Below are 15,810 nucleotides of genomic sequence, written 5' to 3' on the forward strand. Positions count from 1 at the left end.
TACCACGTTTACTCATCACGACTACATTCACCAATACAAAGACCTCCTCTGTTTTTATAAACAGGAGGTCTTTTTTTCTACTCCAAATTTATGCGGTGATGTCTTCAATATGGATATTATATCGTGCGGATTGAGAAGCATTAACAAACGCTGCAAATAACTTTTGACTATAGTCATCTACTTTATAGCTGTACTCTGGATGCCATTGCACAGCCAAAACAAATGAACGGTTCGGCATGACCACGGATTCGATGAGTCCATCTTCAGCGACAGCCACGGCAGTTAACTTATCCGACAACACCTTGATTCCCTGATGGTGATAGCTGTTCACTTTTATCGTATCTGTTTGCAAGATATCATGAAGCAAATTATTTTGCTCTATATGTACATCATGTACTAGTTTCGTATACGGCGGGCTTTGCTTATGATTAACGATCTTGTTCCCATGAAGTTGAAGGCTAGTGGGAATATCTTGATATAAAGTTCCACCCAACATAACGTTAAATAGCTGCAGTCCACGGCATATGCCAAAGGCAGGTTTATCAAGCTCAATTACCTTTTGTAATAATATTGACTCCATCATATCGCGTTCAATACACAACTCTCCACAGGCAACCTCTGCATGCTCATGATACAGCTCAGGATTGAGATCATGTCCCCCGGTGAACAGGAACCCATCGAACTCATCAGCCAGCGTTGCTATGATCTCGGTATCCGTTGTCAAAGGCAGCATAATTGGAATCCCACCTGCTCCTTCTATCGCGTTCATATATTCTGGAAGCATCCAGTAACTTTTTTTGTCTGTATCATATAAAGGCAGTACACCGATCATCGGCTTTTTCATGGGTTCCCCTCCTATCTTTTCATTCATTTTATCAGATCTCTTCCTATACAAATTCACTGAATTATTGCATTATCCTACCTCTATCATCTACGAACCCGTTTCATCCGGAATGCTGGAAAACTAAAAAACAAACAAAGCCGCTATAACAGCGACTCTGTTTGTACTTACAAATCCCATGGATATGGATTCATCTGATTAGTTTAAACCTCATCTCATCTAGGCGGCTTTTACTGTGGTTGCTTCGTCTGAATTCACTTGGATGGAACGCTGGCATATCAGGGTAACGACAAAAGCCAGCAAGGCAAGCATCACAGCAACTGGCGGCACCCACTGGACACCACCCATATTAACGGCGATTCCCCCAACGCCGGAGCCTAACGCTATACCCACGTTCGCTGCCACAGGCAGGAGTGTAGATGCAAATGCTTTGGACCCCGGCGCGATCGATCCTGACACATCAAACAAATATAGCTGGGATGCCGCGCTCATGGAGGATGACAGACATCCAATCAGGAACAGGAATGCCAAGCCCATCCACACATTAGAAACGGTAAAACTCATGCCTAGGAAGAGGATGGCTTGAATTACAAAAAGCCGCTTGAGCTTGGGCAGGAAGTCACCCTTCGCTATTTTGGCACCAATCCAGTTACTCAGGATGCTGCAGGCACCATAGATCAGAAGTATGGCACTTATCCATTGAACAGGCACACCCATTGTCTCACTTAGGAGTGGTGTAATGTATGTAAAAATCACGAAAATACAACTGTTTCCCAGTACAGGGATCAGACAGGCAAGCAATATGCGCGGCTTCACAAAGAGAGACATCTGATCTCTGAACGAACCGACAATCGTGGTTGTTTGGCGTGGCAGAATACGGAACATGAACATCAACGGTACAACACCTATACACGCCGTAACAACAAACGTCATGGACCAGCTCAGATGTTGTCCGATAAATGTACCGAGCGGAACACCTAACACATTAGCGATTGAAAATCCGCCCAAAATCCAGGCGATAGCTTCCCCTCTTCGCTCCCGGTTCACTGCATCACTTACGATTGAGATCGAAAGTGATATCGTCAGTCCACAAGCAACGGCCGACACGATGCGAATGGCCATCAGAGAAGAGAACGTTGTTGAGAACACGGTCAATAGATTTAATGCTAACACGATTGCAAATCCAATCAATATGGAACTTCTTCTGGATATTTTGGCCAAGAAGGCCACGGCAAATGGTGTACCCACTGCGTATGCAATCGCAAAACCGGAGACAAGCATACCCGCGGCAGCAAGTGATACTTTCATGTAACTTTCAATTTCCTTCAACACACCCACGATGACATACTCGGTTGTTCCCAGTACAAAACTAACGAGCGTAAGCGTTAAAATAAGTAGCTTCTCTCTATTTCTAGTCATAAATCAATACTCACTAATCCTTTCTATTGTTGCAAGCGCTTCAATTCTGTCTACGATCATTAATTCATGTATTTTCTGCTTTCCCATCCCTTCACTTTCGATATATAGTACATTTTGGATAGTGAAATTGTACTGTCAGATATACCATGGCGACAATCAAGGTTGTTGTGGTTTTATTGCAAAACATTATATATGTTGTCATTTCAACACAGACTTTCAATACAGATTCTGAAGGGAAGACATAGATGAATACACACCACGAATCCGGCCAACTGCATGCAAATCGAGATTGCACCATTATTTATGTAGGGAAACTGGCCGACAATCCCCATTGGAGTTTTCCGACGCATAAACATGACGATCTGCATGAGATTATCTACGTAACTGAAGGCAAAGGATTGTTCACCATTGACGGTACCAAACACTGGGCTCAAAAAGGTGACATGCTCATTTATAATAAGGGGACTCTTCATGAGGAGAAGTCCAATCCTGAATTCCCGTTATCCACCTTTTATTGCGGCTTTCGTTTTACAGAAGACACCCACACCCTTGAGGATTGGGTCATCCCTCCCTCTAACAAACCGATCATTCGAGCAAACCGTTATTCCGATGAGCTCCATTCGTTAATGCAGACTCTCTTCAATGAATTTTCAATCCGGGAACATGGTTATGAATCTATCTCTGGGCATGTCCTGAAAGCCATACTTCTGATCATTGATCGTCAGTCCCGTCAACAGCTTCCTAGTGGGGAGACTATTGGGAGTAATAACCTTGCTGAGAGCATTAAAGACTATTTGGATACCCACTATCGGCAAAACATTAAACTCAAAGAATTGGCAGATCAATTTCATATCGATTTTTATTACTTAATTCATATGTACAAAAATCACTATGGCACTTCTCCCTATCATTACCTCATTCAACGAAGAATGGGTGAATCCACCCGATTATTAGTTTCAACTAACAAAAAAGTATGGGAAATTGCCAAACTGGTCGGTTACGATAACCCCAATTACTTTACGATTCTATTTACCAAATCGGTTGGTGAATCTCCACGGAGTTTCCGAAAAAAGAATCAAAAGGATATGTTCGGGGATGAGGTGTCACATTCTTACTAATTTCACTAATCTCTCTAAGCGCAGAAAGGCGCTCCATTTAGGGAGCGCCTCTTAGGCCTTGCATATCTCTTACATATCTCTTTACACTTTTCCTTACTTCTACTTTAGAGCTTAAATCGGCGAACCAACTCTTGCATGTTCTCAGCTGTTTTGGATAGCTGTGCAGAGGATGCAGATATCTCCTCCATTGCCGCCATTTGCTGTTGGGCTGCTGCTGAAGTTGTCTGAGCACTGTCAGCCGACACTTTAGAGATATGACTCATCGCGGCAACTGTAGCCGAAACTTCTTCCGTACTGGCTGACAACTGTTCGGAGACAGCGGAAATATCCTGAATTTGATCCACGATATGCGTTGTATATTGTTCAATGTTCGATATGGTTGCAGAAGCTTCTTGGCTAATCCGCATTCCTTCACCGACTTGATTGCGAACTTTATCATTCATAAGAGATGTGGATTTGGCAATCAAGTCGAGCATTTTGCCAATGGTAGCGCCAATGTCGTCCGCACTCTGTTTGGATTGCATCGATAACGTGCGCACCTCACCAGCAACGACAGCAAAACCTTTTCCGTGTTCTCCTGCTCTTGATGCTTCAATAGAGGCATTCAGTGATAGTAGGTTGGTTTGCCGAGAGATATCCGCAATCGCTTCATTCATACGATTGGCTTCGGCAGACAGACTGGACAGCTCATTAATCAATGCCGAGGTTTCTTCAACAGCTCCCAGAATATGTTCCATTTGTTCTCCAACCTGGTTTATGGTTTTCCCACCATTAGCAACAGCGCGCTCCGTCTCTTCAGCCGAATCAACGATGGCACTCGCAGATTCTGCAATTGTACTGATGCCTCTCGCCATCTCTTCTACGGCATTTGCGGTTTGTTCCGAATTTTCCGCCCCAACGATAGCTGATTCCGCAGTCTGCTGCATGGTTTCAGCCACATGTTGAACCGATTGGGTGGTTTGTTCTGTACTTTCCTGAATCATTTGGGAAGAGTGGCTTAACAACGATGACGTCTGATGAAGTTCAGCAACCACCGATTGAAGGGAACTGGTCATTTGATCAAAATCATTTGCCAATATACCAAATTCGTTCTCGGTTTTAAGATTAACACGTTCGGACAGATTCCCTTCGCTTACGCTGCGGGTTGCCTTTCTCAGTTTTTGCATAGGTACAATAAAAGATCTCAGAATGAAGAAAATAATAACTCCAGCAATTAATACAGATACAGCAATGACGGTTAGACTCGATACCATGATGGGTTTCGCTGCGGCGATAAAGTCTTCATGGCCCATCAAAGCAATGACATTCCACCCCGTCAAAGCATTAACACCGTTATATACCTCTAGATCATACGCCAGATCCGTTCTGACAAATTGAGAAAATGCCATCGGCTCATCGGAACTTGAAGCCGTATTTGGATGAACTGGAATTCCCTCGATGAGCGCCCCGCCGAGTTCTCCTCCCCCACCTTTTACAATGGCACCAGACCAAGCTGCGATGGTTCGATTGGAGTCAACCACAATCAGGCTCCCATTACCTCCGACATCCACATAAGATATTTCTTTTGCTAATCGCTCCAGATCAAGTTTAATACTTGCTACACCTTGTTGATTTGAAAGAGCCTTTGAAATTTCTACATAAATCTTCCCGGATACCGGATCTGTCATAATACTCGAAAAAAAGAGTGATCCATTGTTACTCATACCATTGGTGTACCATGTTGTGCTGCGTGGATCATATGTTACATCTTCTATTGCTGGAGATGATATAACACCACCTTGATCGCTGCCCACAGTGATGGCAAGAAGATCAGGATATGTATCAGCTAATTGGTCGATTCCTACTTGTACTGTTTCGTTGTTCGCCTGACTGGGGGTGGTGCCATACATACTGTCTATGTAACTCAATAATGCTGCTTTTTCCCCCACCAGATTGTTAATATGCTGTCCTGCCATCGTTAATATGGTATTGATGGGCTCTGTCATTTTTTGTTGCACCTGATCTTTGGCACTATGATACGAGAAATAACCGATAAGTGCAGTGGGAATAATAAGCACTGCAAGGAAAGCTGCAATGAGTCTAGTACTCATTAATCGTAAACTGGCTCCTCCTTTCCTATAAAATGACCTTTTTTTCTTTTTCTTTTCCAAAGTGAATCTTCCTCTCTTTATCCATTTTTGGTAGAATCAATCGGCAAGTAAACGCAAAAAAACCCATATATATGCACACCCAAAGAGACTTTGAGCGTAAATATACATAGGTATTGCCTGAATGAATTCAGTAACAAGCCGTATTTGTTTAGTATTATAACATAAATAAAAAGGGTTTGTTAACTATGATTGGGTCTTTATACCAGACATCTGTTGTTTATAATCCGTAGGACTTAGCCCCGTATACTCTTTGAACACCTTCGAGAAATAGTGCTGATCGCTAAACGACAGCAAATCGGAAACTTCCTTAAACTTCATGTCCGGTTGACTTTCCATCAGTCTGCAGGCTTCCTGAATGCGAAGCTGGGTGTAATACTGAACAAACGTAATTTGCGTTGCATTTTTGATCACTCTGCTGACATACGACGGGCTAACGTGAAACTTCATGGCAATGTCGTTGATAGACAATGGAGAGTATTTATTTAGTTTTACGTAATCGTCAATCTGTTCGAACAGGATCGCCTTGCTTTTTCGAACGTGGGATTGCAGCATATCGAAGCACTGTCCCGTCCATTCCGTCATTTCCCGGCAAAAATCGGCATAGGACTGTGCATGGGCGAATTGTCTTGACCGAAGCTCCAGACCCAATCTCATGCCCGAGCCCTGTTCCTCGTACAGATGAGCAAACGTGTCTACAATCAATCCGATAAACCGCTCCACCTCGGTCATATGTACATTTTCCTCTGCCCATCGATTCAGCAATTCAGATAACTTAAGAGCAAACCGTTCTTTCTGCCGAGCCTGTATCATCTGTACAAAAGCAGATTCCTGCACGGGATCCAGACAGCCTGTCTCAGATCTGGCCATCGACACCGGATTCCCGGTATCCAGCGCTAATCCTTGTTTCAACCGTTGCTGATCAGACAAAATGGACGACATGCGGTGATAGAGCTCCGGCAGATTACCAGACTCAGCGAATAGAAGTTGTCCTCCAATGATCGCATCGATGTCATGCGCAACCAAATGCCGTCGCAACGATTCAAGACATTCATGTACGGAAGAGTACAACTCAAGTGCACTCTTATTGACAAAAACAACAAATTGATATGGGGTTTGACTGGTGTACACACGACAAGCATGGAATGTAAAAAAATCCTGCAATATAACCTCAAGCTCCACCTGCATCCAACGTTCATACCCTGTGGTGAAGGGTTGTTTGCTCATTATAATCATCATCTGGCTGAATAAGGGCGGAAAATCCTCACCTTTTTTTGGCGTAGTCTCACATTGAGGATGTATGATTTCCTGCAAATCCAGCAGTTCCTTGGACATCTGTTGATCAAGTTGGTCAATTACCCGACCCATGACTTCTTCAAGCGCCTCTCGCTCGACAGGTTTTAACAAATAGTCAAACACTTGCAGGTTCAATGCTTTTCTTGTGTATTCAAAATCGCTGTACCCACTAATTAGAATGACCTTTAGATCCTGGTTGGCAAGCTTGGCTTGCTCAATCAGGGACAGGCCATCCATTTTTGGCATTCGGATATCTGTCAACAGCAGGTCAATCGGTTCCTGCTTTAACGCTGCCAAGGCTTCTTCTCCATTCGTTGCCGTTGCAGCTATACGAATCGGGAAGCTCAACGTCTCCAAGAGCATTTTAATATTACGTAATATCGGTTTGCTATCCTCAACGATCATAACGTTATACATCGCCTATGCCTCCTAGTTAGTAAAAATCCTTTGTCAGTGAGCCGATGATTTGAATTGTTGCTCCATGTTGCTCTTCCGCATGATTGTTAAATATATTAATGAAGAGCCTGTTGTTATACATTAGTTTGAGTCGATTGACGCTATTGATAATCCCCATGTTACCAAGGGCTGTTCCACCAACGGAAGTCTGGTTCATTCCAGAACCCGATGTCTGAATATTGGCTAAAATCTCCTGGATTTTATCCGGTGGAAAGCCCTCTCCATTATCTTTGATCTCCAAAGCCCATAATCCGTTATATTGCTTCACGGTAATCTGGATACGCCAAGGCGGCGCGGTGTTGGCAAAGGCATGTTCAATGCAGTTTTCCACAAACGGCTGAATGACCAACCGCGGCAATCGGATTTCGTTCGCCAGCCCGTCTGCATGGATGTCCCACTCCAAATCCTCTTCGTACTTTTGTTGTACAAGGGACAGATAATGTCTCGTATGTTGAAGCTCCTCAGCCAAAGTCACATGCGCGTATGGTGAAGAGACAATATAACGCAGACTGTCCGAAAGATGTTTGCACATATCCGATACAACTTTGGTCTTCCCCTCTTGGGCAGCAATACTGATCAGGTATAGAACATTATGAATAAAATGAGGTGCAATCTGGGCTTGCAGCGCAGAATTACGCGCCTTTACTTCTTCATGAAGCGCCGATTTTTCCCGGTCAATGGATTGCTGCAGCCTCTCCATCAGATCCTGAAAGGCTTCATTCAGCAATAAGAGATCATTATTCTTCGGCGTTTCATCCACTTTCAGATTCATATTGCTGTAGTTCATGCGCCAGATCTGACCACGCAGCTTGCGGATGGGTAACAGCAGGTTACGTGTCGATAGGAAGATATACACAAACGAAACCAGCATCAGTGCTGTAATCAGCAGAATGGACATCGTCTGAACCGAATGGATCGAACCCAGGACAGATTTTTTGGGCGTTATGATATACGTGATCCAACCTGTACTGGGTGAAGTGGAATGCGTGATATAATTGTCTTCTTTGTCCACATCCAGTCCCTCGTCTGATGAAGGCTTTGTCCAATTGGCAAATGTCACACCCGCTTCCGAGCCCGTCATCTGCTCTCCTTGTTCATTCAGAATATAGACATCGCCAGCGGTAATGCCCTCCGTTAAGTTCTGTATATAGGCCTGTTCCATCTGGATGCTAAGATAACCGTACACCTTGCCGTTCTGATCATTGATCGTGCGCACAAAGGAGATCGTATCGTCTTGACGCAGCAGAACAAAACCACTTTCCGTCCAATCTCGTCCGATCTGACTACTCTCCATCATGGTGTTCAGGATTGCGGGCGGATTGCCCGAACCCAGATATGATGTCAGGAGAACCCCGTGATTGTCGTAGATGGACATGTCCTTGATATTCATGCTCGGCCCGATGGCCTGAAACATGATGTCTTTGATGATTCGAATCTGCTTCAGCCTTTCATAATTACTATGAGCCGAGGAGCTCTTGTCCATGGCTGCAAATATATTTTTGCTGGATAATATTCGCTGCGACATCTGGTTCTGTTGTTCTACGTAGAGATCAACTTGCTCTCTTACCTTTGTAGCGGTCACGAGTGTATCCTGCTCCGTTTTCAGTTTGAGCGGGCGAACAACGATCACATTCACATACACGATAAAACAGCCCAGCACGAACAAAAGCAGAGCCAGAAACGTCAAAAACACCTTCGTCTGCAAACTGAATTGAGTTGCTTTATGTATGAGCTTTGCCATTCTTAGAGTGCCCTCCTGTTCTGACATGATGTGAAATCCCTTACATTCATGTCTACTCTATCACGGTATTTCATGAAATGATAGCGATTTCAAGTTCAGAATTTTACACATCAACGTTCAAGCACAGACATGTACCGGCGAGGGAAAAGAATCTATAATCGGACTTGTAAACGGATTCACTAAACGTTTTAGAGGGGGATTTGCATTGAAAACACTAAAAAGAAAAAAGGCGATTTCCATTATTCTGGCCAGTTTATTATCGGTCTCGTTAACGGCTTGTGGATCAGGAGGTACGGATTCCGGCACAGCTGCTGGCGGGGACAGCAAGAGTGGCAAAGTCACTTTGGAGCTGGCAATCTCTAAAAGTTCTCAGGACTCTGCTTTCATCCAGCAGGACATTCTTGATGCATTCGAAAAACAAACGAACATTCGTGTCAATTTGCAGCTGATTCCAGCGGAACAAACAACAACGGTACTGCAAACCAAACTGGCTGTAGATGAAACGCCTGACATTATTCAGTACAATCTGGCGAGCGCAGTCACGGACCTGAACCTTGAACGTAACTTCGAGATTCTGGATAACGAGCCTTGGGCGAGCAGAATTGTGAACAAAGACGTCCTCTCTTCTGGTGGTCATCTCTACAGCTTCCATGTCAGTCAGGATACAGGGATGCAAGGGGTCGTTTATAACAAACAAATCTTTGAAGAACTCGGATTGTCGATTCCAACCAACTACGAAGAATTCCTGGCGATCTGTGAAAAAATCAAAGCAAGTGGCATTACACCTGTATTCATGCCTTATAAAGATGCCTGGGCTGCCAACATCTGGCCTGCTGCAGCTTTTGCCGATTTTGTAGCCAAAAATGACCCGATGTTTTTTGATGAGTTGAACAGCAACAAGAAAAAATGGTCCGATATTCCCGAGTTCAAAACCTTCCTGGAACAACAGTATGAAGTATACACCAAGGGGTACACCAACACCGATGTACTCAGTGATAGCTATGACATGGCCGTAGGTAAATTCCTGAACAAGGAAGTTGCCATGATGTTTATGGGCGATTGGTTAATTGAAGGCGTAGCCGAGCAAGATCCAAATATGGAACTGGGCGTATTTCCGATTCCATCGTCGGATAATGCCAGTCTGGGTGCAAGTCCACTGGGCGGACAACTGTTCATTCCGAAGAAATCCAAACATTTGGATGAAGCCAAACAATTCCTGGACTATATCGCTTCCAAGGATGTCGCACAACAGATCGTGGATTCCAAAGGATACGTATCCAATTTCAGTGACGTTACTACACCGGAACTCCCAGCCTACAAACAGGATATTGTCGACAACTACATTACGCCGAAGAAAACCGTGCTGACAACGGATGCATACATGCTGGTTGATCGGAGCGAACTGTACCGATTGTTGCAGGATCAATTCGCGGGTGGATTGTCACCTGAAGAAGTACTGAAATCCTGGGATGAGAAGTTCAGTCAGCTAATGCAGGATAAAGGTGTAGAAGGTTTCTAAAGAGTGAAATATAAGGCAGCATAACAGATCGACCGTTATGCTGCCTAGTTATAACGGAGTGTGAGACATGAAAAGGACTAAAAATTTGTATTCGTATTACATGATATTTCCCGCACTACTTATCTACTCCATCTTTTTTGTTGTGCCTGCTCTCGCCGCCTTCTATTACTCATTCACGGATTGGCGGCTGGATCGGCTGGAGCTGAAGTTCATTGGGTGGGATAATTTCCAGAAAATTTTCTCGGACAAAACGCTTATTCTAGCGCTGAAAAACACGGCGATATTTGCAATTGTCACCGTTGTTGGCAAAAATGTCATCGGCCTATTGCTGGCTGTAGGACTTAACATGCGATTAAGAACAAAGAACCTGCTGCGTGCGATCTTCTACTCCCCTTCCATTCTCAGCATCCTTGTGATCAGTATTCTGTTCACTCCCATGTTGCGTACCGAAGGTACAATCAACAATTTATTGGAATCTGTAGGGTTACATTCGTTAAGCCAAGCTTGGCTGACCAACCCATCGATTGTGATCTGGACGATTGCCATCGTATCAATCTGGCAAAGCGCTGGGTTTCAGATGGCTATCTATCTGGCTGGTCTGCAGTCCATTTCTCAAGAATATTACGAAGCCGCCAAGATTGATGGCGCAAGTTCGTGGAGAAGTTTTTTCAAAATCACACTACCACTCTTGCTGCCCGCGATTAACATTAACCTGATGTTGACATTGATCGGTGGACTCAAAGTATTCTCCGAAGTATATGTCATGACCGGTGGTGGCCCGGGTAACGCCTCCCAGGTCGTAGGTACGATCATTCTGCGATCTTTCGGCGAAGGCAACTGGGGACTTGGTACCGCGGTCAACACCCTTCTGTTCGTGGTCGTTACCATTATCGCTATACCGCTATTGATCTTCATGCGGCGTAAGGAGGTTACGGAATAACATGGGCTATACACGCAAACTCGCCATCCGCAACTATATCGTGGAAGGTTTCCTGATTCTGGCCTCTCTTATCGTTCTGTTGCCGCTTGTCATTCTGATCTTTGGTTCTTTCAAAACCAGCGCCGAAGTGCTTAGTTTCTCCCTGAGTTTTCCGGAAACATGGCAGTTCTCGAACTATGTTCGTGTCTTCCAGGAAGGCGGTCTGTCGCGAGCGTTCTTCAACAGCATTTTGATTACTGGCGTATCTTCCATCATTAATATCGTTGCTTCTTCGGCAGCGGCATTCATTCTGGCACGTCGGGAAACCAAATTATCCGGCACCATCTACATGTATTTCTTCATGGGACTGATTGCGCCAATGTCGATAATTACAACCATACGTGTTGTACAGGGATTGGGATTCTACGGCAGCATCACAAGTGTCATCCTGATCTACGCCGCGTTAAATACAGCCTTCAGTGTATTCTTGTATAGTGGATTCATCAAAACCATTCCACGAGCGCTGGACGAAGTGGCATTTCTGGAAGGAGCAAGTGTGTTCGGCGTGTTCTTCCGCATCGTCACACCGCTCATCCTGCCCGTTAACGCAACGGTAGCGATCATGGTGTTCATGTCCGTATGGAATGACATCACGATTCCCGTGTACTTCCTGACAGACAGTTCCACATGGACGATGCCACTGTCGATCTACAATTTCTACGGCAAATATAGCCGGGACTGGAACCTGATCTTCGCCAATCTCGTGCTTACTTCACTGCCTGTATTCATCCTTTATCTATTCGGGCAAAAATATATCGTCAGCGGCCTTACTGCCGGTGCAGTTAAAGGTTAAACCTTATATTCTCACCGTTCTTGAGGGAATGAAATTGGAGGATTCATGACGAACTTAACCCCCACCATATCTGGTGGGGGTTGTTTTATTTATAACGAGAAAATGCATCTACGCCTCTTTATTTTTGAAACAATTGCGGGTAAAGGGCAGCCACACCACCAGCAAGACCCTGTTGTACATTCCGACTGGTATCATCAGCAATAATCTCGTAGAGATCCGCTTCGATGGAATCTATTGCAATTTTGGCAATATCCGTTGGGCTCGTTTTTGGTGCGTCGATACCTGCCGTCATATCCGTATCCATGAACGCCACGTGCAATCCGGCAACACTAACGTTCTTAGGGGCTAATTCCAGACGTAATGCATTCGTAATTCCCCACTGAGCGGATTTTGCAGCTGAATATGCACCTGAGTTACCAAGGCTGAGCCAAGATAGAGCGGACAGGATATTCAATATCGAACCGCCCCCATTCTTCTCTATCACCGGTGCAAACGCACGAATCATTGAGAGCGTACCGAATACATGTGTATTGAATTCCAAGTGAATATCGTTCAGCTCACCCGTGAGCAGAGAAGCACCCGTAGCGGAACCAGCATTATTGATTAGAAGGGTTACATCACTGGCTACCTCAGCTGCAGCCATGACAGATTGTGAATCCGTAATATCGAGTTCCAGTGGAATTGCCCCCGGCAGATCAATTGATTCAGGGTTTCGTGCGCCAGCATACACTTTGGTTCCCCTCGCCAACAGTTCAAGAGCAAGTTCCTTGCCCAACCCTCGATTAGCCCCACTTACAATAGCAACTTGTTTGGAAATATTCATTTATTATTACTTCCTCTCATTGAGAATGTATTTATTTTTGAGCTGTTATGGGAATGATCATTCTCATAACTCCCAATAACAATCTATCACATCAGGAACGATCAGTAAAGAATAACTTTTATGATTCATGTCTTTATAAAAAGAAGATGCCCGATAACCTTTGAAATAAGGCTCCGAGCATCTTTCTTTGGTCCTTCATTGAGAACGGATTTACATATGGATTATGATTTTATGTCATACAGATTCGCAGGTAACGCCTGCACAAATGGTGACCAGTCACTCACTGTATATAGATGAAGTCGGTGCATGGCCCGTGTGCATGCCGTATACAGAAGCTTGCGATCATATTCCTGGCTGTAAGCGACGGGTGAAGCATCATAGATCAGGACAGCATCGAACTCAACGCCTTTGGCGAGATACACAGGAATAACCATGATCCCTTTTTCGAAAATCTGTGTATCCTTTGTTATGAGCTGTAACCCTTCGCCGCCTTGACTTTGCAACCTTTCATAGGCATCACGACTTTCAGCTGCGGTTTTCGTAATCACAGCGATGGAATCAAACCCCTCCGCCTTAAGCGCGGCGATGTCTGTGAGAATCTGTGCACCACGCAGATTTTCGTCCTTCAATTTTGTTAAAAGAGGCTTCTGATCTCCCCTTTCAAACGGTCTTATCTCTTCTCCCCCTGGTAACATCTGTCTCGTGAATTCAACAATCTCTTTGGTTGAACGATAACTGCGTACAAGGCGTATCAATGTAGTTTCGCCTTTTCCGTAAAGGTGAACCAGTGGCGAGTTGGATGCTGCCAAATCCGTAGCCTGCATAAAGATCGCTTGCCCGAAATCCCCCAGCACCGTCATGCGGGCACGAGGAAACAGCTTTTTAAGATATTCATATTGAAACGCCGAATAATCCTGACCTTCATCCACGAAGACATAACGAATCTCCGTGTTTGTTCGGACGCCTTCGATCATCTCTTTTACATATAAATACGGAGTAGCATCCTCATGGAACAGCTTGTTCTGAAAAATCATTTCTTTGGTCTGTTTACAGATCTCAGGCCAGTGCTGCGGGGGGATTGCCCCATTCGTTTGTTCTCGATAAGCGGCTTCATCTACAAATAGTTGTTCGTATATGCCTTTCACATCCACGAACTGGAATTTCCGCACACTCTTTCTTAAAGGTTTAAACATGTCTTTCACCAGTTTCTGACGAAGCAACTCCTCTTCCTGCACTGCAAAGTTAAAGGCACCCTCATCTTGCACTGCACTGTTATTCCCGTTATCTCGTGCTGCGTATTTTTCCGCCACATCAAACACAGGCTTTTCTTTGTGCAACATGCGGAAAGCTTCCACGTACTCTTCTGTGTCCAGATAATTCAACTCCTCCAGAACCCAGTCTGCTTCCCGTTCCAGACGTTCCAGCGAAATAAGTTCTCTCAGCAGCCATTCCTGCAAAAGAAGTATGCGGTTGGACAAGGTAAGATTTTGATCCAAACTGTAAAATTGGGTCTTGATTCGATCTGAACTGATGAATTCACGTCCCCGAAATTGAATGCCGTTGAACCGCATGCCCTCCCGCCCCAGCCACTTACCGTAGTTTTGGAGCACTTGCAGGAATGTCTCGGAAGCTTTGTACTTGATCGCCTCCAGACGAGCTTCATATCCCGGATCTTCTTGGGCTGTCAGCACATATTCAATCTGATCAAAGGCATCCTCTGGTCGTAAGGAGGAATCCAGCCAATAATTCAGATATTCCTGGAAAGTTGTCTGCTGCATATTTTCTTCGCCAAGTTCCGGGAGCACGGTGGAAGTATAACTGGTAAACATCGGATTCGGGGAGAAAAGTACAATCTGATCTGCTTTGACGGTCTGGCGGTGTTTGTATAGTAAGTAGGCCACTCGCTGTAACGCAGCGGACGTCTTGCCACTGCCAGCTGCCCCTTGAACGATAAGCATTCGGCTTCGGTCATCACGAATAATGGCGTTTTGTTCCTTCTGGATCGTTGCTACAATGCTCTTCATTTGTGAGTCTGCACCCTTGGCGAGCACTTGCTGCAACAATTCGTCACCAATCGTCTCAGTTGAATCAAACATGCTATGAAGCTGCCCATGTTGAATCTGAAATTGACGCTTGAGCTCCATCTTTCCTTCAATTCGTCCTGAAGGTGTGTCATAACTTGCTGGCCCGGGAGAGTGATCATAGTACAGACTCGCAATTGGCGTACGCCAGTCATAGATTAGAAAGTTCAATCCATCTTCATCCATGAAGGATGATACGCCGATGTAGATCTGTTCAGTCAATGTCATGCCTTTTTCCTTATAGTCGAAACGGCCAAAGTACGGCGTTGGAAGCAGTCTCTTTGTATTTTTCCATTGTTGTGTTAACAGCTTGTGCCCGCGCTCCCTCTCGGCCAACACTCTGGACTGCTGATTAATGGTATAGAATGCATCTTCAAAATCCGTGTACGAACCCGTGTTAATCGTCACTTCTTCCCAGAAGCGTTTACGAATTTCGGCAGCCTGTTCATACAATCCGGCAACCTTCGGTTCCAGCTCGTCGAGTCGTGCCTGAAGTTTGTTCCTCACCTGCACTAGTCTTTCCTCTTCCAGCTTCCATTCCACAGTTTTATCCATGAATAAGTCCACTCCCTTTTCCATTTATTAGGACCAAAAAAA

The 15,810-nt window shown here is 44.7% G+C and carries 11 protein-coding genes; 4 read left to right on the top strand and 7 right to left on the bottom strand.

The features are described 5' to 3' along the window. Positions 1–88: 88 nt before the first annotated feature. Together MKY87_RS29745 and MKY87_RS29750 are read right to left on the bottom strand one after the other, a co-directional pair. Positions 89–844: a gamma-glutamyl-gamma-aminobutyrate hydrolase family protein gene (locus tag MKY87_RS29745; protein WP_051449732.1), complete on the bottom strand. Its 756-nt coding sequence runs from the start codon at positions 842–844 to the stop codon at positions 89–91. A 216-nt stretch (positions 845–1,060) separates the two neighbouring features. Continuing rightward, on the bottom strand, positions 1,061–2,260 hold the full coding sequence (locus MKY87_RS29750; protein WP_036670889.1) for an MFS transporter: 1,200 nt from the start codon (positions 2,258–2,260) through the stop codon (positions 1,061–1,063). Positions 2,261–2,505: 245 nt separating this feature from the next. Here MKY87_RS29750 and MKY87_RS29755 point away from each other — a divergent pair, with 245 nt between their 5' ends. Further along, complete coding sequence (locus MKY87_RS29755; protein WP_036670888.1) at positions 2,506–3,378, top strand: AraC family transcriptional regulator; 873 nt, start codon at positions 2,506–2,508, stop codon at positions 3,376–3,378. A 104-nt stretch (positions 3,379–3,482) separates the two neighbouring features. On the opposite strand, the gene MKY87_RS29760 is transcribed toward MKY87_RS29755, so the two are convergent. The 3 genes from MKY87_RS29760 to MKY87_RS29770 form a co-directional block, all read right to left on the bottom strand. Further along, positions 3,483–5,468 carry a methyl-accepting chemotaxis protein gene (locus MKY87_RS29760; RefSeq protein WP_051449731.1) on the bottom strand — a complete coding sequence of 662 codons (1,986 nt, stop codon included), beginning with the start codon at positions 5,466–5,468 and terminating at the stop codon, positions 3,483–3,485. A 243-nt stretch (positions 5,469–5,711) separates the two neighbouring features. Continuing rightward, positions 5,712–7,238: a response regulator transcription factor gene (locus MKY87_RS29765; RefSeq protein WP_036670884.1), complete on the bottom strand. Its 1,527-nt coding sequence runs from the start codon at positions 7,236–7,238 to the stop codon at positions 5,712–5,714. A 16-nt stretch (positions 7,239–7,254) separates the two neighbouring features. Beyond that, positions 7,255–9,018 carry a sensor histidine kinase gene (locus tag MKY87_RS29770; RefSeq protein ID WP_036670882.1) on the bottom strand — a complete coding sequence of 588 codons (1,764 nt, stop codon included), beginning with the start codon at positions 9,016–9,018 and terminating at the stop codon, positions 7,255–7,257. Positions 9,019–9,223: 205 nt separating this feature from the next. Here MKY87_RS29770 and MKY87_RS29775 point away from each other — a divergent pair, with 205 nt between their 5' ends. The 3 genes from MKY87_RS29775 (at position 9,224) to MKY87_RS29785 (ending at position 12,309) form a co-directional block, all read left to right on the top strand. After that, positions 9,224–10,537, top strand: coding sequence for an ABC transporter substrate-binding protein (locus MKY87_RS29775; protein WP_340967648.1), 1,314 nt, complete (start codon positions 9,224–9,226; stop codon positions 10,535–10,537). A 67-nt stretch (positions 10,538–10,604) separates the two neighbouring features. After that, positions 10,605–11,477, top strand: a complete 873-nt coding sequence (locus tag MKY87_RS29780; protein ID WP_340967649.1) for a carbohydrate ABC transporter permease — start codon at positions 10,605–10,607, stop codon at positions 11,475–11,477. A gap of 1 nt (position 11,478) precedes the next feature. Beyond that, entirely contained in the window at positions 11,479–12,309 is an 831-nt protein-coding gene (locus MKY87_RS29785; RefSeq protein ID WP_017688542.1) for a carbohydrate ABC transporter permease, read from the top strand. A 118-nt stretch (positions 12,310–12,427) separates the two neighbouring features. On the opposite strand, the gene MKY87_RS29790 is transcribed toward MKY87_RS29785, so the two are convergent. Both MKY87_RS29790 and helD read right to left on the bottom strand, forming a co-directional pair. Continuing rightward, a complete protein-coding gene (locus tag MKY87_RS29790) occupies positions 12,428–13,132 on the bottom strand; it encodes an SDR family oxidoreductase (RefSeq protein ID WP_339783946.1) in 705 nt (234 codons plus the stop codon). 221 nt (positions 13,133–13,353) lie between these two features. Further along, a complete protein-coding gene (gene helD / locus MKY87_RS29795) occupies positions 13,354–15,768 on the bottom strand; it encodes an RNA polymerase recycling motor HelD (protein WP_340967651.1) in 2,415 nt (804 codons plus the stop codon). Positions 15,769–15,810: the final 42 nt, after the last annotated feature.

This window comes from Paenibacillus sp. FSL R7-0198 (assembly GCF_038000415.1).
Lineage (GTDB): Bacteria > Bacillota > Bacilli > Paenibacillales > Paenibacillaceae > Paenibacillus.

Coding starts and splice junctions, on each gene's coding strand:
- MKY87_RS29770 (WP_036670882.1), bottom strand. CDS start 9,018: ATGGCAAAGCTCATACATAAAGCAACTCAATTCAGTTTGCAGACGAAG.
- MKY87_RS29790 (WP_339783946.1), bottom strand. CDS start 13,132: ATGAATATTTCCAAACAAGTTGCTATTGTAAGTGGGGCTAATCGAGGG.
- MKY87_RS29765 (WP_036670884.1), bottom strand. CDS start 7,238: ATGTATAACGTTATGATCGTTGAGGATAGCAAACCGATATTACGTAAT.
- MKY87_RS29745 (WP_051449732.1), bottom strand. CDS start 844: ATGAAAAAGCCGATGATCGGTGTACTGCCTTTATATGATACAGACAAA.
- MKY87_RS29760 (WP_051449731.1), bottom strand. CDS start 5,468: ATGAGTACTAGACTCATTGCAGCTTTCCTTGCAGTGCTTATTATTCCC.
- MKY87_RS29750 (WP_036670889.1), bottom strand. CDS start 2,260: ATGACTAGAAATAGAGAGAAGCTACTTATTTTAACGCTTACGCTCGTT.
- MKY87_RS29755 (WP_036670888.1), top strand. CDS start 2,506: ATGAATACACACCACGAATCCGGCCAACTGCATGCAAATCGAGATTGC.
- MKY87_RS29780 (WP_340967649.1), top strand. CDS start 10,605: ATGAAAAGGACTAAAAATTTGTATTCGTATTACATGATATTTCCCGCA.
- MKY87_RS29785 (WP_017688542.1), top strand. CDS start 11,479: ATGGGCTATACACGCAAACTCGCCATCCGCAACTATATCGTGGAAGGT.
- helD (WP_340967651.1), bottom strand. CDS start 15,768: ATGGATAAAACTGTGGAATGGAAGCTGGAAGAGGAAAGACTAGTGCAG.